The sequence below is a fragment of the Janibacter zhangyanbonis genome, assembly GCF_050507325.1.
GTDB lineage: Bacteria > Actinomycetota > Actinomycetes > Actinomycetales > Dermatophilaceae > Janibacter.
Genome location: NZ_CP191481.1, coordinates 3,388,424 through 3,406,079 on the forward strand (window position 1 = coordinate 3,388,424; position 17,656 = coordinate 3,406,079).

Annotated in this window: 17 protein-coding genes and 1 pseudogene; 8 read left to right on the plus strand and 10 right to left on the minus strand. The window is 66.4% G+C overall.

The window, feature by feature from the left end; all coding sequences use genetic code 11:
* Positions 1 to 31: 31 nt before the first annotated feature.
* Positions 32 to 1,450, minus strand: coding sequence for an FAD-dependent oxidoreductase (locus ACQBJO_RS16690; RefSeq protein ID WP_421009277.1), 1,419 nt, complete (start codon positions 1,448 to 1,450; stop codon positions 32 to 34).
* A gap of 117 nt (positions 1,451 to 1,567) precedes the next feature.
* Here ACQBJO_RS16690 and ACQBJO_RS16695 point away from each other — a divergent pair, with 117 nt between their 5' ends.
* Positions 1,568 to 1,927: an ArsR/SmtB family transcription factor gene (locus tag ACQBJO_RS16695; RefSeq protein ID WP_421009276.1), complete on the plus strand. Its 360-nt coding sequence runs from the start codon at positions 1,568 to 1,570 to the stop codon at positions 1,925 to 1,927.
* A gap of 32 nt (positions 1,928 to 1,959) precedes the next feature.
* Here ACQBJO_RS16695 and ACQBJO_RS16700 read toward each other — a convergent pair.
* Positions 1,960 to 3,206 (minus strand): annotated as a pseudogene (locus ACQBJO_RS16700) (IS256 family transposase).
* An 83-nt stretch (positions 3,207 to 3,289) separates the two neighbouring features.
* Between ACQBJO_RS16700 and ACQBJO_RS16705 the strand changes: the two are divergent.
* Entirely contained in the window at positions 3,290 to 4,270 is a 981-nt protein-coding gene (locus ACQBJO_RS16705; RefSeq protein ID WP_421009275.1) for an IS481 family transposase, read from the plus strand.
* Positions 4,271 to 4,557: 287 nt separating this feature from the next.
* Here ACQBJO_RS16705 and ACQBJO_RS16710 read toward each other — a convergent pair whose 3' ends face one another.
* Entirely contained in the window at positions 4,558 to 5,661 is a 1,104-nt protein-coding gene (locus ACQBJO_RS16710; protein WP_421006698.1) for an IS110 family transposase, read from the minus strand.
* Between the two features lie 296 nt (positions 5,662 to 5,957).
* Complete coding sequence (locus ACQBJO_RS16715; RefSeq protein ID WP_421009247.1) at positions 5,958 to 7,859, minus strand: PhoX family protein; 1,902 nt, start codon at positions 7,857 to 7,859, stop codon at positions 5,958 to 5,960.
* Positions 7,860 to 8,655: 796 nt separating this feature from the next.
* On the opposite strand from ACQBJO_RS16715, the gene ACQBJO_RS16720 reads away from it, so the two are divergent.
* From ACQBJO_RS16720 to ACQBJO_RS16740, 5 genes are read left to right on the plus strand one after another with little or no spacing between them, the layout of a single operon-like run.
* Positions 8,656 to 9,609, plus strand: coding sequence for a PstS family phosphate ABC transporter substrate-binding protein (locus tag ACQBJO_RS16720; protein ID WP_421009248.1), 954 nt, complete (start codon positions 8,656 to 8,658; stop codon positions 9,607 to 9,609).
* Between the two features lie 49 nt (positions 9,610 to 9,658).
* Positions 9,659 to 10,624, plus strand: coding sequence for a phosphate ABC transporter permease subunit PstC (pstC, locus tag ACQBJO_RS16725; protein ID WP_421009249.1), 966 nt, complete (start codon positions 9,659 to 9,661; stop codon positions 10,622 to 10,624).
* Positions 10,624 to 11,541: a phosphate ABC transporter permease PstA gene (pstA, locus tag ACQBJO_RS16730; RefSeq protein ID WP_421009250.1), complete on the plus strand. Its 918-nt coding sequence runs from the start codon at positions 10,624 to 10,626 to the stop codon at positions 11,539 to 11,541. Before pstC ends, pstA begins: the two co-directional genes overlap by 1 nt.
* Before the next feature lie 43 nt (positions 11,542 to 11,584).
* Positions 11,585 to 12,421 carry a phosphate ABC transporter ATP-binding protein PstB gene (pstB, locus tag ACQBJO_RS16735; RefSeq protein ID WP_421009251.1) on the plus strand — a complete coding sequence of 279 codons (837 nt, stop codon included), beginning with the start codon at positions 11,585 to 11,587 and terminating at the stop codon, positions 12,419 to 12,421.
* Positions 12,422 to 13,123, plus strand: a complete 702-nt coding sequence (locus ACQBJO_RS16740; protein ID WP_421009252.1) for a hypothetical protein — start codon at positions 12,422 to 12,424, stop codon at positions 13,121 to 13,123.
* On the opposite strand, the gene ACQBJO_RS16745 is transcribed toward ACQBJO_RS16740, so the two are convergent.
* The 6 genes from ACQBJO_RS16745 to arsB form a co-directional block, all read right to left on the minus strand.
* A complete protein-coding gene (locus ACQBJO_RS16745) occupies positions 13,106 to 14,092 on the minus strand; it encodes a low molecular weight phosphatase family protein (RefSeq protein ID WP_430407127.1) in 987 nt (328 codons plus the stop codon). The two genes, ACQBJO_RS16740 and ACQBJO_RS16745, sit on opposite strands and share 18 nt — an antisense overlap.
* Position 14,093: 1 nt before the next feature.
* The gene (locus ACQBJO_RS16750) at positions 14,094 to 14,432 is read right to left on the minus strand and encodes an ArsR/SmtB family transcription factor (RefSeq protein WP_421009254.1); all 339 of its coding nucleotides are present in this window, start codon (positions 14,430 to 14,432) and stop codon (positions 14,094 to 14,096) included.
* Positions 14,433 to 14,504: 72 nt separating this feature from the next.
* Positions 14,505 to 14,957 carry an arsenate reductase ArsC gene (locus tag ACQBJO_RS16755; RefSeq protein ID WP_421009255.1) on the minus strand — a complete coding sequence of 151 codons (453 nt, stop codon included), beginning with the start codon at positions 14,955 to 14,957 and terminating at the stop codon, positions 14,505 to 14,507.
* A complete protein-coding gene (locus ACQBJO_RS16760) occupies positions 14,954 to 15,577 on the minus strand; it encodes a low molecular weight phosphatase family protein (protein WP_421009256.1) in 624 nt (207 codons plus the stop codon). The genes ACQBJO_RS16755 and ACQBJO_RS16760 overlap by 4 nt, the downstream gene beginning before the upstream one ends.
* Positions 15,578 to 15,592: 15 nt before the next feature.
* Positions 15,593 to 16,036, minus strand: a complete 444-nt coding sequence (locus ACQBJO_RS16765) for a low molecular weight phosphatase family protein (RefSeq protein WP_421009257.1) — start codon at positions 16,034 to 16,036, stop codon at positions 15,593 to 15,595.
* A gap of 29 nt (positions 16,037 to 16,065) precedes the next feature.
* On the minus strand, positions 16,066 to 17,187 hold the full coding sequence (gene arsB / locus ACQBJO_RS16770) for an ACR3 family arsenite efflux transporter (RefSeq protein WP_421009258.1): 1,122 nt from the start codon (positions 17,185 to 17,187) through the stop codon (positions 16,066 to 16,068).
* Positions 17,188 to 17,267: 80 nt separating this feature from the next.
* Here arsB and ACQBJO_RS16775 point away from each other — a divergent pair, with 80 nt between their 5' ends.
* Positions 17,268 to 17,648 (plus strand): ArsR/SmtB family transcription factor, encoded by a 381-nt coding sequence (locus tag ACQBJO_RS16775; RefSeq protein WP_421009259.1) that lies wholly within the window; start codon positions 17,268 to 17,270, stop codon positions 17,646 to 17,648.
* Positions 17,649 to 17,656 lie beyond the last annotated feature (8 nt).

The following is a 17,656-nucleotide window of genomic DNA, read 5'->3' on the forward strand; positions in this document are numbered from 1 at the left end:
CGCTTGGCCACGCCGCCCGCGCCTTTGGGTTTCAGCAGCAGGCAGACTCTTGGGCGCGCGTTGGTGCTGCACCGATCGTGACGGGCTGCGGCTCGGTCGCGCAGCAGGCGTCGCCGGAAGGGTCGGCAATGGTCGGCGGAGCGTCACAGGAGCCGCCCAGGTCGGTGGAGCAGACCCCGGTTTCTGGGAGGTCCAGCTGCACATCGTCAGCAGCGGCGCGGTCTCCTGCGAGAGCAGCGGCGATGGAGCGCACCTGCTCGTAGCCAGTGGCCATCAAGAACGTAGGGGCTCGGCCGTAGCTCTTCATGCCCACGATGTAGAAGCCCGGTTCGGGGTGAGCCAGGAGCCTCTCCCCGTGGGGGGCGACAGAGCCACAGGAGTGGAATTCGGGATCGATCAGTGGCCCCAGTTGTAGCGGTGCTTCGACAGCAGGGTCCAGTTCGAGGCGGAGCTCGGAGAGTGGTCCGAGGTCGGGGCGGAAGCCGGTAGCCGGGATCAGCACGTCTACGTTCATGTCTCGGTCACCGTGTGGGGTCGATGTCCGCACGGTGAGGCCGTCATCTGAGTGGGTGAAGCCAGCGATCGTGCAGGAGGGGTGCACTTCGATGACCCCGGACTCGACCAGACGGCGGAGTCGAGAGCCCAGCGCACCGCGTGCGGCTAGTTCGTCCCGGTCCTCTCCGCCATAGACCTTGGTGGCATCGGCGGAACGAATTGCCCAGGAGATCCGGGTGCCTGGTTCGGCATGGGCAAGGTCGCCCAGGTCCAGCAGTGTGTTGGCAGCGGAGTGTCCTGCGCCTACCACCAGCACGTGGCGGCCGGCGAAGCGACCTCGATCCCGACCGGTGACGTCCGGTAGCGGTTCGGTGATGTGACCTGCAGAGCGGGCTTCCGCTTCGCCGGGGGCTTCGAGTCCGGCCCGACCGAGGGGATTGGGGGTGCTCCACGTGCCAGACGCATCGATCACTGCGGATGCCTGAAGATCTTCGCTGGTCTGATCTGCGTGCTGGATGCGGACGAGGAAGGGTGCGTCAACGCGGTCCGTCGTCCGGGTCTTGTCCATCCCCAACCGGGAGATCGCGACGACTCGAGAGCTGGTCCGGATCCGGCCGGCGAGGGCCGTGGTTGCGGCTAGCGGCTGGAGGTATCTCTGGATCAGCTCTGTGCCGGTGGGCAGTTCTTCGGGTTCGGGTGCCACCCAACCGCTGCTGGTTTCGAGCAAGCGGGCGGCGGCCTCGTCGATGTTGTAGCGCCAGGGGGAGAACAGTCGGGTGTGCCCCCAGCGCCTGATCGCATCACCAACATGGTCGCCGGCCTCGAGCACCAGTGGGTCCTGACCACGTTCGACCAGATGGGCGGCAGCTGCCAGACCAACAGGTCCAGCGCCGATCACGATGACCGGCAGAGGTGATGTGCTGCTGACGGGGGAGTCGGTCGTGGTCTCAGGCATTGGGGCTCCTTGGAGTGTGCGGTGGTACCGCCGAGCGGCACGATGACCTGTTGTTTCGATGATTGTCGAAGCAGGCTCCATGCTGACTGTTGATTTGATATGTGTCAAGATGGATTCATGAGCATCCTCGAGTCCACGCCTCAGGAGCGAGAAGTCACCTGCTGCGGTCTTGCGACCACGCCGGTAACGGAAGAGGATGCCGTCCGCCTGGCGCCGGCCCTCAAGGCCCTTGGCGACCCGGTCAGACTCCGAATGGCCTCGATGATCGCCGCCCAGCCGGAGCTGTGCGTCTGCGAGATTGCACCGGCCTTCGACCTGTCCTCCGGGACAATCTCGCACCACCTCAAGTTGCTGCGAGAGGCCGGACTCGTTGGATCGGAACGCCGAGGAACCTATGTCTATTACTGGATCGAGCACGCTGCACTCGAAGTTCTGGGCACCTTGCTGTCCGTCGGTCAGGGGTCAAGTCCCGGGTAGTGGTGTAGCGGTGCGTGCTCCTTCGTGATGGTTCAGGCGGTCAGTGCGGGAAGGTCGTCGCCTCGGATCTCGGGTTCGGTGGTGGGCACGATGTTGATGCGGCAGCGGGCTAGGACGTCGAGTCCAGGTAGCGCCGTCCTTCGGCCCATTCGTCGGTCTGCTCGGCCAGCACAGCTCCGACCAGACGCACGATCGAGGCCCGATTGGGGAAGATCCCCACGGAGTCGGTACGGCGTCGGATCTCGCGGTTGAGACGCTCGGCTGGGTTGTTCGACCAGATCTGGGTCCACACGTCCTTGGGGAAAGCGGTGAACGCGAGGATGTCGGCGCGGGCGGCGTCGAGGTGCTCGTGGACCTCGGGCAGCTTGCCGTCGACGTAGTCCAGCAGCCGGTCGAACTGCGCCTGGACGGCCTTGGCGTCGGGCTGGTCGTACACCGAGTGCAACATCGCTTTCACGGCCGGCCACATGCTCTTGGGCGTCACGCTCATCAGGTTCGCGGCGTAGTGCGTCCTGCACCGCTGCCAGGACGCGCCGGGCAGGTTCGCCGCGATGGCCTCGACCAAGCCCTTGTGCGCATCCGAGGTGACCAGCCGGACGCCGGTCAGGCCCCGTGCGCTCAGGTCGGCGAAGAACTCATTCCACGCCGGCCCGGTCTCGGACGTGGCGACGCGCAGCCCGAGGACCTCGCGGTGCCCGTCGCCGTTGACGCCGACCGCGATCAGCGCGACGGCGTTGATCACGCGCCCGCCCTCGCGAACCTTCATCGTCAACGCGTCCGCGGCGACGAACGTGAACGGTCCTGCCTCGTCCAGGGGCCGGTGGCGGAACTCCTCGACGACCTGGTCCAGGTCGGCGGCCATCCGGCTGACCTGCGACTTCGACAACGAGTCGATCCCCAAGGTCTTCACCAGTTTGTCCATGCGGCGGGTGCTGACGCCGGCGAGGTAGCAGTCGGCGACGACCGTGATCAACGCGGACTCCGCACGCTTCCTGCGTTCCAGGAGCCACTCAGGAAAGTACGTGCCCGAGCGCAGCTTCGGGATCGCCACGTCGACGGTCCCGACGCGGGTATCCAGGTCGCGGTGGCGGTACCCGTTGCGCTGCGCCGCCCGCCCAGGAGTGGCCCGGCCATACTCCGCGCCAACCACGGCATCGGCGTCCGCGGACAACAGGGCGTTGATCATGGTCTGCAACAGGCTGCGCATCATGTCTGGCGATGCTTCGGACAGGGCTTCACTCAGAAGGCCGGCAGGGTCGACAATGTGTGGTGCGGTCATCGTGATGACTCCGTTCGAGAGTGCTGTGAGACGTTCACTCGAAGGATCACGCGGTGGCCGCACCCACGTCCACTACTGGGACGATGACGGCGACCGCGCTACACCACTATCGGGGACTCAACTGCGCACACATTGCTGCCGAGGCCGGGCTCTCGCGCCAGTGCTTGTCGAAATGGGTGGCCCGCTACCGCGAGCACGGCGTCGAGGGTCTGCACGACCGTTCCAGCCGTCCCGGGTTCTCGCCCACGGCCACATCGCAGGACGTGGTCGATCGGATCATCGAGCTACGCACCCGCAAGTGGTCCGCGCGCCGCATCCACCTGGCATTGACCCAGGAAGGAGCCCCGGTCGCGGTGTGCACCATCGCCCGGATCCTGCGCCGTGAGGGCCTCAACAGGCTGCGGGACCTGGACGTGGACGGGCAGCCCTTGTGGGCGCAACCCGCGGGGAAGATCACCGCCTGCTACCCCGGCCACATGATCCACCTGGACGTGAAAAAGGTCGGACGCATCCCTGCCGGCGGCGGCTGGTGGGCCCACGGACGCGGTTCACAAGCCGACCGGGACCGCGGCCTGCGAGGACACAACCGCGGCAGCAAGGTCGGCTACACCTACATCCACTCAGCCGTGGACGGCTTCACCCGACTGGCTTACACCGAGTCCCACGACGACGAAACCGCTGCGACCGCCATCGCGTTTCTGGCCCGAGCACGCGTGTTCTTCGCTGCCCACGGCATCAATCGCATCACCAGGATCGTGACCGACAACGGATCCTGCTACCGAGCAGGCGCTTTCAACCGTTCGGTGCTCTCCTTCGCCTCACGGCACAAGCGGATCAAGCCCTACACGCCCAAACACAACGGCAAGGTCGAGCGCTACCAACAGACCATGGCCCGCGAGGCCCTTTACGCCGCTGCCTACCAATCCGAAGAAGAACGCCGCCAACAGCTACAGATCTGGCTCACCCACTACAACTACCATCGACCCCACAGCGCCACCGGGGACCAACCCCCAGCCAGCCGAGCCAAGAACCGTGTCACCAAGGTCATGCCCAGTTACACCTGATATGGAGCGACTTCTTGTCAAGAGGCAGGGTGAGGCGCCCGTCCCCGAATCAGGGGGCGGGCGCCTCATGCTTCGTCGTCGTGGTGCTGGCGAGCGTGTCGTTTCCCGACGCGCGGTCAGACTGATATTCGCGGGTTGGTTACCGCAGGACGGTGCTTTCGGCAGGAGCTGGACCGCGTGTCTAGCAACGAGCGTGGCCAGTCTGGGCTGGCTGCTCATAGGTGTTTCGCGGGTCGCTCCACGCGCTGCCACCAGTACCGGCGCGGCGACGAAGCAGTTCGTGGGGCCTATGGCATGGACGCTCCTTCGAGGACGGCCAGGGACCAGCACCAGCCGGCGAGCTCACGCGCGATGGCGATGTTGGCGACGGTGGGCTTCTTCCTGCGTTCGTTGAACCTCACCCACCGCTCGTGCAGGCGTCGGTTGCCCGCGTCCCCGCGGGACCGGGCAGCAGCGGGTGCCAGGTCCCACCGATCACGCATGGTCTTGCCGATCCGGTAGCGGGGGCGGTGGTGCCAGGCGGCCTCGACCAGCAGTCGACGTACATGGGTGTTGCCGGTCTTGGTGATCGATCCCTGCACGCGCGAGCTGCCGGAGGAGTACTCGCTGGGTACGAGCCCGACGAAGGAACCGATGCTGTTGCCGGTGAACCGGTGCCAGTCGCCGACCTCGACCGCCAAGGCGAACCCGGTCAGGGTGCCCACCCCGCGCAGGCACCCGAGCCGGTGGACCACGTCGGTGAACTCGCCGTCAGCGGCCATCTCCTCGATCGCGACGTTGAGTCGGTCGCGGCGTGCCTGGACCGTCAGCACGGCCTCGTAATCGGAGTCGAAGGCCAGCCGGGTGGCACGACCGGTCAACTGTGACAGTGCCTCTTGGCGCAACCACACGTCATGCTTGCCGGTCCACGCGGCACCGCCGTAGTAGACGACCCCGTGGCGCAGCAACAACTTCGACAGTCGGTGCCGGGCGCGCATCAGGTCACCGCGGCAGTCCTCACGGGCACGGACCAGATCCCGGGCGGCCTCCTGGTCCACGCTCGGGATCGCGACCGAGGTGACTTCGTCCAGGCGCAGCAGCCGAGCCAAGTGGATCGCGTCCTTGGCGTCGGTCTTGACCCGATCACCGGAGGGCTTTTGCAGCTTGCTCGGCGCGGCGACCTCGCACCGGATCCCCGCCGCGGCCAGATGTCGGTACAGGCCGAATCCGGTCGGCCCGGCCTCGTAGGTCACCGCCACTGGTCCCGGCAAGGCTTGGACCCAGGACACGACGTGCTCGTGAGACGGAGTCAGCTTCGATTGGAACAGCTCGCCCGTGACACCATCGATCGCCGCCGCAGCAACAGATCGTGCATGCACGTCGAGCCCAACACTCGTACGCTCGGTAAACACCGGGGCCTCCCACAACTGTCGGACAGGCCGAGCAGGCAGCCCCTACTCGGTAACCCACGAACATGTGTGAGAGAGGCCCCGGCCCGCAACCCCTCGGTCAGCCCGAGTGGTCACCCATACCGTCTAGTGCCTGCACTGGCGCGCGCGGGCTGGCTCGTCCCATCTCGCAGGGCCGGGCGGTTGGCTACGGCAGGGAGGTCGACCGTTCAACGAGCCGCTGGATCGACGTCCGCCACAAATGGGCTGGGCCGCTGCCCCGACGGACAGCGGCCCAGCCCCGTGCGATCGTGCGGTCGTCAGCTGCCGACGACACCGCCGTCGTCCTTGGTGACGATCACCGTGGCCGAGCGGGGGGTGGTGATCCCGTCGAGCCGCGGCCAGGTGCTCCCGTCGCCGGGGTGCTGGATGTTGACGAACATCGTGCGCTGGTCCGGCGTGGTGATCACACCGGTGACCTCGCAGTTGACGACGCCGGTGAGGAAGCGGCGGATCTCCGGGGCCCCGGCCGAGTCCGTGACGTAGGGGTTCGCCGCGAGCATCTGGTCGTTGGCGCCGGCCGGCTGCGTGCCGTCGGTCTGGATCCAGACCCGGCCGTCGGCGTCCGCCCACAGGCCGTCAGGCGAGCCGAAGGCGTCCTCGTCGGCGATCGTCGAGCCGTCACCGCTGCTGCGGCCCTGGCCGGCGATCGCGAAGAGGTCCCACTCGAAGGTCGTCGCGGCGTGGTCGCCCTTGGCCTCCTCCCAGCGGATGATGTGGCCCCAGCGGTTGGGGGTGCGCGGGTTGGCCGGGTTCTCCACCTTGCTGCTGCTCGTGTTGTTCGTCAGGGTGAGGTAGACCATGCCCGTGTTGGGGTCGACGGTGGCCCACTCCGGCCGGTCCATCCTCGTCGCGCCGACAGCCGAGGCGGCCTGACGGGTCTTGACGAGCACGTCGCCCTGGTCGGCGAAACCGTTGGCGGCGGTCAGCGGACCCTGGCCGTGGATCAGCGGCAGCCACCGGCCCGAGCCGTCGTCGTCGAAGCGCGCGACGTACAGCGTGCCCTCGTCGAGGGGGTTGCGGCCGCGGGCGCGCAGCGACTTCCAGTTGCCCGAGCTGACGAACTTGTACATGTACTCGTTGACCTGGTCATCACCGGTGTAGACGACGACCCGGCCGCCCTTGGTGACGTGGACGAAGGCACCCTCGTGCTTGACCCGGCCCAGGGCGGTGCGCTTGACCGGGGTAGAGCTGGGGTCGAAGGGGTCGATCTCGACGACCCAGCCGAAGCGGTTCGGCTCGTTCGGCTCGTCCGGGGAGACGACGAAGCGGGAGTCGTTCGTCGCCCAGCGGTTGCGGTCGCCGCCGACGCCGTAGCGGCTGGTCAGCTCCGACTGCTCCGGGGTGTACTGACCCGATTCGACCCGGAAGTACCCGTTGAAGTTCTCCTCGCAGGTGAGGTACGTGCCCCAGGGCGTGACACCGTGCGAGCAGTTGTTGATCGTCCCGAGCGGGCGCATCCCCTTCGGATCCGCCGAGGTCTGCAGCAGGCGGTGCCCGGCGGCAGGGCCGGCGAACGTCATCAGGGTGTTCGCCGTGACGCGGCGGTTGAGTCGCGAGCGGGCGACCTTCCACTCGCCGCCACCGTCCCGGTGGATCTCCACGAGCGACACACCGTGCGCGGCCTGCGACTTGCGGACCATTTCGCGGGTCCAGGTCGACGCCGCCGGCATCGTCTCGGTGCCGGTGTGCAGATAGGCCTCGTCGGTGTACTCGTGGTTCACCGCGAGGAGGCCCCGCTCGTTGCCGGCCAGACCGCGGCCGAGGGGGAAGAAGTGCATGCCGTCGTGGTGCATGCCGACCTGCTGCTCCTGCTCGGCGGCAGTGTTCTTGCCCGGCACGAACTCGGGGAAGCCGCCGAGGATCGGCGTACCCCACGGGATGAACACCTTGGCGGTGTATCCGGCCGGGACGACGACCTCGTCAGCGGCGCTCAGTGGCACCGGCGAGAAGCCGAGCAGGCCCGCGGCCTGCGGCGCCTTTCGGGCGGGCGCCGCGGCTGCGGCCGGTGCGCCCGCGATGCTCGTGGTGAGGAATCCCGCCGCCGCGGCCATGCCGCCGGTCAGTGCGGTCCGGCGGGAGAGGCGGCGCTCCACGACCTCGGCGAAGGACGTGTTTGTGGACGGGTTGCTGTTGATGTCGTCAGGGTCAAAGTGGTCCATGGTTGGGCTCCAGTGGTCGGTGCAGATGGTCAGCCGAGACGGAACCTAGCTGCGGCTTCGGGCGGCACCGCAACGCCGACGTGAACATCAGCCGACCGGAGGGCAACGCTTCCGGCGTCGGCGGCGGGGTGGACGTGCTCGTCGAGGGCGACGGGTCGGGCGACGTCGGCACGGTGTCCTGCGGTCCGGGCGGGGGCTGCTCACCCACCCCGGCTGCAGCAAGCACCCCGGGAGGTCTCGGACCGTAGCTCAAGGTTATTGACCTGACGTGGGAGCCGGTCGAGTCCACCCGCGGTCGCGGCTACCGCCTGGTCGGTCGGGACTGAGCCCTGATCCACCGACTCGGTTTGTTCCGTGATTCTGGGAGTTGAAGTCGGTATCGGCCCGCCGGTGGGCGTGGGCGAGCCGCCGGTTTGCCCGGCTTTTCCACGTCTGGGTTCCTTGGTCGCGCCCGGTCGGGGCGGGGTGGTCACGTCCTCACGCGGGAGGCGGGCGGCGCGTTCGCGACCTGATGGAGCAGTCCTGCGCGCCATCACCCTCTGGCTCAAACGGTTACGAGACACGCCCTAGGTCAACCCAGTCCGGAGCGGCACGGCCGGGCACCGGCCACCGGCTGGCCGTCGACCTGGGTGACGGTCAAGCCCAGTAAATAGTCAGTTGTCTATGTGTCATGTGCGCGTCCCCTCCAGTTCACTCCACAGACACATAGGTGCTCTTCTATCGATTCTGCGGGTCGATGGACCCGTCCAAGAAGGGTCGATTGACCCGTCCAAGAATCCCCTGAAGGGAACCACCCGTGATTCCTCGTACCACCAAGGCCCTGTGCCTCGGGTCCGCACTCTTCCTCGCCACCTCGCTTGCCGCCTGTGGCAATGGCGACACGTCGGACGCTTCCGGCGAGAGCCTTTCGGGCTCCATTTCCATCGATGGATCGAGCACCGTCGCGCCGCTGAGCGAAGCGGCCGCAGAGATCTTCATGCAGGAGCATCCCGACGTCAGTGTCACCGTAGGCACGTCCGGCACCGGCGGTGGATTTGAGAAGTTCTGCCGGGGTGAGACCGAGATCTCCAACGCCTCCCGCGAGATCAAGGACGAAGAGGTCAAGCTCTGCAAGGAGGGTGGCGTCAAGTACGAGCAGATCAACGTTGCCAACGACGGCCTCGCGGTCATCGTCCACCCGGACAACACCTGGGCTGAGTGCCTCACCGTCGACGAGCTGAAGGCCATGTGGGAGCCGAAGGCCACGACCAAGACCTGGAAGGACGTCGATGCCAAGTTCCCTGCCGACGCCTTCAAGCTGTACGGGCCGGGCAGCGACTCCGGCACCTTCGACTACTTCACCGAGGCCATCAACGGTGAGGAAGGCGTCATCCGCAGCGACTACAGCGACATCGGTGAGGACGACAACGCCGCCATCACGGGTGTGTCCGGCAACAAGAACGCCATGGCCTTCGTGCCGCTGTCCTTCGTCCAGGAGGCTGGCGACAAGGTCAAGGCGATCAAGGTCGAGAACGACAAGGGCGAGTGCGTCGCCCCGTCCGAGGAGACCGTCCAGAACTCCACCTACAGCCCGCTTGGTCGGCAGTTGTTTGTCTACCCGTCGCAAAAGTCCCTCGAGAAGCCCGAGGTGGGCGAGTTCCTCAAGTTCTACATCGAGAAGAACGACGAGGTCACCGAGGCCGCCGGCTTCATCCCGCTGACCGAGGAGCAGGCCAAGGAGTCGACCGCGCTGGTCGACTCGCTGAAGTGAGTCTCGGCGCACCTCAGCTCCACCAATTCACATCGAGCATCGAGGGATCATGAGTGTGACGTCGACAGTTGCCCCAGCGCGGAAGGGGGGCGACAACGTCTCCTTGGAGGCGACCAGTTCGCGCTGGGGCGAGAAGGCCGTCGTTGCGTGGCTATTCCTCTGCGGCGCGCTGTCCGTGCTCGTCACCGTCGGCATCGTGGTCTCCCTCGTGGGGCCAGCGGTGGAATTCTTTCGGGCGGTGAGTCCCGGTCAGTTCTTCTCGACGGATGACTGGGCCCCGCGGCAGGACCTGTTCGGCGTGTCGCGGCTGGTCGCAGGGACGGCGGCGGTGGTGCTGTACTCGTGCATCGTCGCTCTCCCTGCTGGACTGGGCGCGGCCATCTTCCTCAACGAGTACGCCAAGCCGCGGACTCGGCGCATCCTCAAACCGCTCCTCGAGGTGCTCGAGGGAGTACCGACCGTGGCGTACGGATTCTTCGCCTTCGTCTTCGTCACGCCCCTGATCCGGGAGTGGTGGCCCACCTTCCTCCCGGGGAAGCTGGGAGAGGCCCCTGGGATCTTCTCGGTGGGTGCGGCTGGTCTGGTGCTCGGCATCATGATCATCCCCACGGTGGCGTCGATCAGCCAAGATGCCATGGCCGCCGTCCCCAAGGGGTTGCGGGAAGCCGCCTACGGGCTCGGCAGTACACGGCGGCAGGTGGCGACTGAGGTCGTCGTTCCCGCAGCCCTGTCGGGCATCATCGCCTCCTTCGTCCTCGGCGTCTCTCGGGCGGTCGGAGAGACGATGGTCGTCCTCATGGCCGCGGGCGCGACGGCACGCCTGGGCCTCTGGCCCAACGAGGAGGCGCTCCCGATGACGGCCTTCATCGCTCGAACCTCGACCGGTGACATCGCCACGGGCACGACGATCTACTACACCGTCTTTGCCGTGGGTTCCTTGCTCTTCTTGATCACTTTCACCATGAATTACTTCAGCGCCAGACTGGTGCGTCGATTCCGAGAGGCCTACGAATAATGGCGCGATATTCAGGCGCGGTCGCGGCGTCCGGCGCGGCGACCGCACGCGGTCTGGGCGAGGGCAGCCGCATCCCGAAGGTGAAGGACGGGCTTTTCCGTGGACTGATCGTCTTTTGCGTCGCGGTATCCGTGGCCACCCTTGTCGCCGTTGTGGCCGTTGCATTCGTGGAGGGCCAAGGCCGGCTGGACATGGACCTCGTGCGCAATGTGCCCTCGACCCTGAACCGTGCGACGTCGGGGATGTCCACCGCGATCGTCGGCAGCCTCATGCTCATGGGGGGTGTCGTCCTCACAGTCATGCCGTTGGGGGTGAGCGCCGCGCTCTACCTCGAGGAGTACGCGGACGGCGACAAGTGGTGGAACCGCATCATCGAGCTCAACATCCAGAACCTGGCAGCTGTCCCCTCGATCGTCTTCGGCATCCTGGGCCTGGCCTTCATCGTGCGTGGTCCCCTCAGTCTTGGTCCCGTCGTGTACGCGGGCTCGCTGACCTTGTCCCTGATGGTGCTCCCCACGGTCATCCTGGCGGCGCGCGAGGCGATCCGGGCGGTCCCGCCCTCCCTTCGTCAGGCGTCGATGGGGCTGGGAGCGACCAAGTGGCAGACGATCTGGCACCAGGTTCTGCCCTCCGCCGTACCCGGGATCATCACCGGCGGCATCTTGGCGCTTTCGCGGGCCATCGGCGAGACCGCACCTCTGCTTCTGGTCGGCGCCACGACCTTCGTGGTGGCGAATCCCGACGGGTACTTCGAGGGCCGCTACACCGCGATCCCGGTGCTGGTGTACCAGTGGTTCGCCCGGGCACAGGCTGACTTCAGGGTCTTGGCCGCCGCCGGGATCATCGTCCTCATGGTGGTCCTGCTCGCCATGAACTCCGGGGCGATCTGGCTCCGCGACCGTTACACGCGCGACTGACCCTCACGTCCTCGACGTCTTCATTACAAGGAGCAACACCAACATGACCTCTCCGCTGGACTTGGGTGTGACCACGGACCGCGAGGTCCTCGCTGACCCAGAGATCGTTGTTCGAGCCGAGTCTCTGAATGTGTACTACGGAGACTTCCACGCCGTGCACGACGTCGACCTGGACTTCGGCCGCAACGAGATCACCGCACTGATCGGTCCCTCAGGGTGCGGCAAGTCGACCGTCCTGCGGTGCCTCAACAGGATGAACGACCTGGTGGGAACGGCACGCGTCGAGGGGCGGGTGACGTATCACGGGCAGGACATTTACGCGCCGAAGGTCGACGCGATCGAGGTCCGCCGCCGGATCGGCATGGTCTTCCAGAAGGCGAACCCCTTCCCCAAGTCGATCTACGACAACATCGCCTACGGCCCGAAGGTCACCGGCATGAAGGTCGAGAGCATGGACGACCTCGTTGAGCAGTCCCTGCGCCGTGCGGCGCTCTGGGATGAGGTCAAGGACAAACTCGGACAGTCGGGCAACGGACTCTCGGGCGGTCAGCAGCAGCGCCTCTGCATCGCGCGGGCCATCGCCACGTCACCGGACGTGATCCTCATGGACGAGCCGTGCTCGGCGCTCGACCCCATCGCCACAGGGGCCATCGAGGACCTGATGCAGGAGCTGCGTGAGGACTACACGATTGTCATCGTGACCCACAACATGCAGCAGGCGGCCCGGATCTCAGACCGGACGGCCTTCTTCACGGCCCAAGCGGACGAGACCACAGGTAACCGGACCGGGTTCTTGGTCGAGTTCGGCGAGACCAAGAAGATCTTCGGCAAGCCGGACGACTCGCGAACCGAGGACTACATCTCCGGCAGGTTCGGCTGAGTGCCGAGCAAGTCCGAGCTGTTCATGCTCGTCCTGGGGGCCGGGACGCTGTCCTTCAGTGACCACTCCGAGGACTTACGTGCTCACGGCATCACCGTCCAGACACACTCTCAGCCAGCTGCGGCGCTCATTGCGCTTAACACGCTGTCGCCCGACATCGTCGTCGTCCCGGCCGATGCGCAATGGGTCGACGCGGCCCTCGTCGTCGAGGCGATCACCCAAGAGGCAGGTGTTCCGTGCTTGGTCGTCTGGGGTGGGCCCGGTGTGACGCCAGAGCACGTCGAGCGGTGCCTGGAGGCGGGCGCAGTCGGTCTCGTGTCCCAAGTCGTCGGTCTTGACGAGCTCATGTCCGTGCTGTCGCTGGCACACGTCACGTCACACGCGTCTCCCCTGATCACGGTGGGAGAGCTGTCTGTGGACCTGCCCGCCATGGCGATCCGACGCGGAACCGACCGGATCGATCTCAGCTCTGTCCAAGTGTCGCTCGTGGAGCGGCTGGCGCAGCGCACTCCGCGCTACGTCCCGAGCGCGGAATTGGTGGCGCTCCTGGGCTACGAGGACCGACACGGTGCCCTCAAGAGAGCGATCGCGGGGTTGCGGCGCAAACTCGATGGGCTAGATCTTCCCTGGGAGCCCGTCCAGTTCTCCAATGCGCACAAGGGGTACCGGTTGGTGGGGGACGCGTCAACCGAGGCCATGTGACCTCGCCGAGTCGATCTCGGCCACGAGGCCGGTCACGAGCTCGAGGACGTGGTCGCGCACCTGCCGCACCCCGTCGATGGTCAGTCCCACGGGGTCGGTCACGTCCCAGTCGAGGTACCGGCGTCCAGGCAGGATCGGGCAGGCATCCCCGCATCCCATGGTGACGATGTAGTCAGCCATCTCCACCATCGAGTCCTGGAGCTCCTTGGGTGCCCCGCCCGGCACGAGTCCGACCTCCGCCAGGGCCGACGTCACCATGGCGTCGACGGTCGGGCTCGGGCGGGTACCGGCGGACCGTACGTTGACGCGGTCTCCGGCCATCGCGACGAGCGCGGCGTAGGCGATCTGGCTACGGCCTGAGTTGCCGACGCATACGAACAGCACCTCGGGCACCTCGACCAAGGGGAACATGTGCATGGTGGCCACCTCTGCCAGCCGATCGGCGACCAAGCGGTTGACGAGCATCGGTACGTGTTGGTGACCCGTCGATGACCCCTTGAGCTCGTCGTAGGTCTCGGCGACGTACCGCTCAGTGGTCTCCGTGGAGAAGGTGGTCCGGTACCGGCGGGCCAGTTGGTCGGCCATCCGCCGGATGACCCTCGGGTACCCGTCCCAGTCGACCACGGGAGTCTTGGTCACGGCTGGCCGTGCCGTGCCTGGCGCGAACAGCCGGCGATATCGCGTCCACGCGTCACTGGAGGGTTGGAAGGCCTTGGGGTTGGTCGGCGAGGTGATCGCCAACTCGCAATCCAGGAGGACGGCCACCCGGCGTTCCGCTTCGTCCGAACTGATCGATAGGGCCGCCGCAACGCCCGCCGTAGTCTCGCCTGCCTCGGCATCCATGGCCAGTGAAGACAGGACGCGCAGGGTCAGCGCATCGGTCAGGGCATCAAGCTGAGCTGCCCGCGCCTGGGCCGAATGGACGTCAAGTGGCGTCGACACGCGGTGCAGGTTGGGAGGGCGCTCCATGTCAGGCCAGCAGGTCCGTCACGATGGGGGCCATGTCGGCCTTGACGCGGCACAGGACGCGACGACCGCTCGGGTGACGGGAGACGACGCCCGCTCCTTCGAGGATGTTGATGTGGTGTGTCACGCTTGGCTGGCGTAGGCCCACCGCGTCGGCGATCTCTCCCACGGTGGCCTCGCCGTCCTCGGACGAGATGATCACGCTCAGGATGCGCAACCGGGTGCTGTTGGCCAGTGAGGTCAGAAACTGCGCGACCAGAACAGCGTGGTCAGACAAGATGGGTTGTGGTCTCCCTGTCTCCTCGGGGGAAGACAATTCGACGTGATCTTCGGGCATTCCCATAGATGACAGTCTACCAATCGACACTAGGGCGCCCTTGGCCTCTGGGCGTGCCCGGCGTTCTCTCGGTCCAGCTCACGCCCGAGATTCGGCCAGTTCGACTCCGAGCGAGGTAAGGAGACCCTCCACTCGTACCTTGATCTCGTCCCGGATGGGGCGAACGGCCTCGACGCCTTGACCGGCCGGGTCCTCCAGTGTCCAGTCCTCGTAGCGCTTGCCGGGGAAGATGGGGCAGGCGTCGCCGCACCCCATGGTGATGACGACATCGGAGGCCTGGACCGCGTCCGTCGTGAGGATCGTGGGACGCTCGGCGGACAGGTCGATCCCTTCCTCGAGCATGGCCTCGTGCACGGCGGGGTTGATCGAGTCAGCGGGGGCTGAGCCGGCCGAACGGACCTCGACGGCACCCTCGGAGAGGACCCGGGTGTAGGCCGCGGCCATCTGGGAGCGTCCGGCGTTATGGACGCAGACGAAGAGAACGCTGGGCGGGCGTTCCTCGGGCGTGCGCCGAGTCGTGTCGTTGGTCATGAGAGCACCTCTCTCAGGAGTTGGGTGACGCGGGCCTGGATGTCGTCGCGAATGTCTCGGACGGTGTCGATCGGCTGCCCTTGGGGGTCGGCCACGTCCCAATCTTCGTATCGCTTTCCCGGGAAGATGGGACAGGCGTCGCCGCAGCCCATGGTGACGATGACGTCGGCTGCCTGAAGGACGCGGTGCGTGAGGGGCTTGGGATAGGGCGTCGTCAGATCAATCCCACGTTCGTTCAGCGCTTCGATGACGATGGGATTCACCTCGCCGGTTGGCTCGGATCCGGCGGAGCGGACATGCACCCGGCGTGCCGAGAGGTGTTCTGTGAGGGCTGCGGCCATCTGGGAACGCCCGGCGTTGTGGACGCACACGAAGAGGATCTCGGGAACCTGCTTGGCGATGCGCCCTTCGGACTGTGCGATGGCCATGAGTTGTTCTCGAGACTGCTTTGCAACGAAGACCGGTAGGTAGCGGGTCAGCTTGGCGGTCGCTTCAAGTGTGGTGCGTGCTTCGTGGACGACCTCGGCCACGGTCTCGCGGGAAAAGACGCCGTCGTAGGTATAGCTCAGATCGTCGACGAGGCGCTCGTAGGTGATGCTCGGGTCCGGTTGTGTCGTCATGCCATCTCCTTGTGCTCAGGTTTGCGATGCGGTGACGAGCTCTTGCATGAGTGCCTGCACTCGGGAGTCGATGTCGTCGCGGACCATTCGCATCCGTTCGATTCCTTCGATTCCGCGGGTTGATGGCTCGTCGGTGTGCCAGGTCTCGACGGTTCCGATCATGTTCGCCACAGGCGTGACGCGTGCTTCGTCACCGAGGACGACGACGCGGTCGACCCGGGCCAGCAGCTCGGGGTCGATCGCCTTGGGCTGTCCGGCGGACATGTCGGCGCCGGACTCGGCGATGACCTCGGCCGAGAGGGCATTGATGGCCGCTGCCGGAGTTGTGCCGGCGGAGTGGACCTCGACCCTGCCTTCGGCATGGTGCTCCATGAGGGCGGCGGCCATCTGGGACTTGCCGCCGTTCTTGGCGCAGACGAAGAGGACGGAGGGTACGGCCTGTGGCTCGCTGACGGTCATCTCTGGGTCTCCTGTGAGGAAGGGGGGGATCAGTCGCGGGGGGCGGCGGATGCGGCTGGGCTGCTGGGAACGGTGGGGTCGCCGTGGAAGAACTTGCGGCCGGCCCAGAGGCAGGCGTAGACGAGGCCCACGAGCACGGGGACCTCGATCAACGGACCGACGACGCCGGCCAACGCCTGACCTGAGGTGACCCCGAAGGTCCCGATCGCCACGGCGATGGCCAGCTCGAAGTTGTTGCCTGCGGCGGTGAAGGCGACCGTGGTGGACTTGGCGTAGTTCAGGCCAACGGCCTTGGAGGCGAAGAAGCTGACGCTGAACATCACCACGAAGTAGGCAAGCAGCGGAAGGGCGATCCGAGCGACATCCCAGGGGTTGGAGGTGATCGCGTCACCCTGCAGGGAGAAGAGCAGCACGATGGTGAAGAGCAAGCCGTAGAGCGCCCACGGACCGATCTTCGGCAGGAACTGCCCCTCGTACCATTCCCTTCCCTTGGCCCTTTCGCCCAGGGTGCGCGTAAGGAATCCCGCGAGAAGGGGGATGCCCAGGAACACGAGGACGCTGCCCACGATGGCCCAGACGGAGAAGTCGGCGCTGGTGGTCGGCAGCCCCAGCCAGGAGGGCAGGACCTGGAGGTAGAACCAGCCGAGGGCGCCGAAGGCGATGACCTGGAACACGGAGTTGATGGCGACGAGGACGGCGGCGGCCTCGCGGTCACCGCAGGCCAGGTCGTTCCAGATGAAGACCATGGCGATGCAGCGAGCGAGTCCGACGATGATCAGGCCGGTGCGGTACTCCGGCAGGTCGGGCAGGAGCGCCCAGGCCAGGGTGAACATCAGTGCGGGGCCGACGAGCCAGTTCAGCACCAGGGAGGTGGCCATCAGGCGGCGGTCCCCGGCGACGCGGTGCGTCTCGTCATAGCGGACCTTGGCCAGCACCGGGAACATCATCACCAGCAGACCGACCGCGATCGGCAGGGACACCTCGCCGATCTTCACCGCCTCCAGGGCGGTGTTCAGCCCGGGGATGAACCGGCCAAGGGCCAGGCCGACGACCATGGCCAAGAGGATCCAGGCCGGGAGCCAGCGATCCAGGAAGGACATCTCTTGCATCACGCCGTGCTCGGCAGCGGGCGTGGTGGTGGCGGTGCTCATGGGGCCCATCTTTCGCATTGATCAGTGTCAATGCGAACACTATCGAGACATATCGATATCCGTCAATGTAGGATGGGTTAATGGTCCAGACAGCCACCCCCCTCGTGGACACCGCCGAGCGCGACAGTCGCACCGCCGCCCCCAGCTCGGTGGAATGCTGCTCCTTGACCGATGGCCCGATCGATGCCGAAGCAGCCCAGCGTGCGGCCGCGATGCTCAAGGCCCTGGCCGACCCCATGCGCCTGCGCCTGCTCTCTCATGTCGCCACACAGGGCTGCGAAGCCGTGTGTTCCTGCGACCTGACAGCGGAGCTGGGCATCAGTCAGCCCACCGTGAGCCACCACATGAAGAAGCTGGTCGACGCGGGTCTACTCACCCGTGAGCAGCGCGGGAAGTGGGCGCACTACTCAGTGGTGCCGGCAGCCTTTGCCGAGCTGCGACGAATGATGGATCTGGGTTGAGCCTGAAC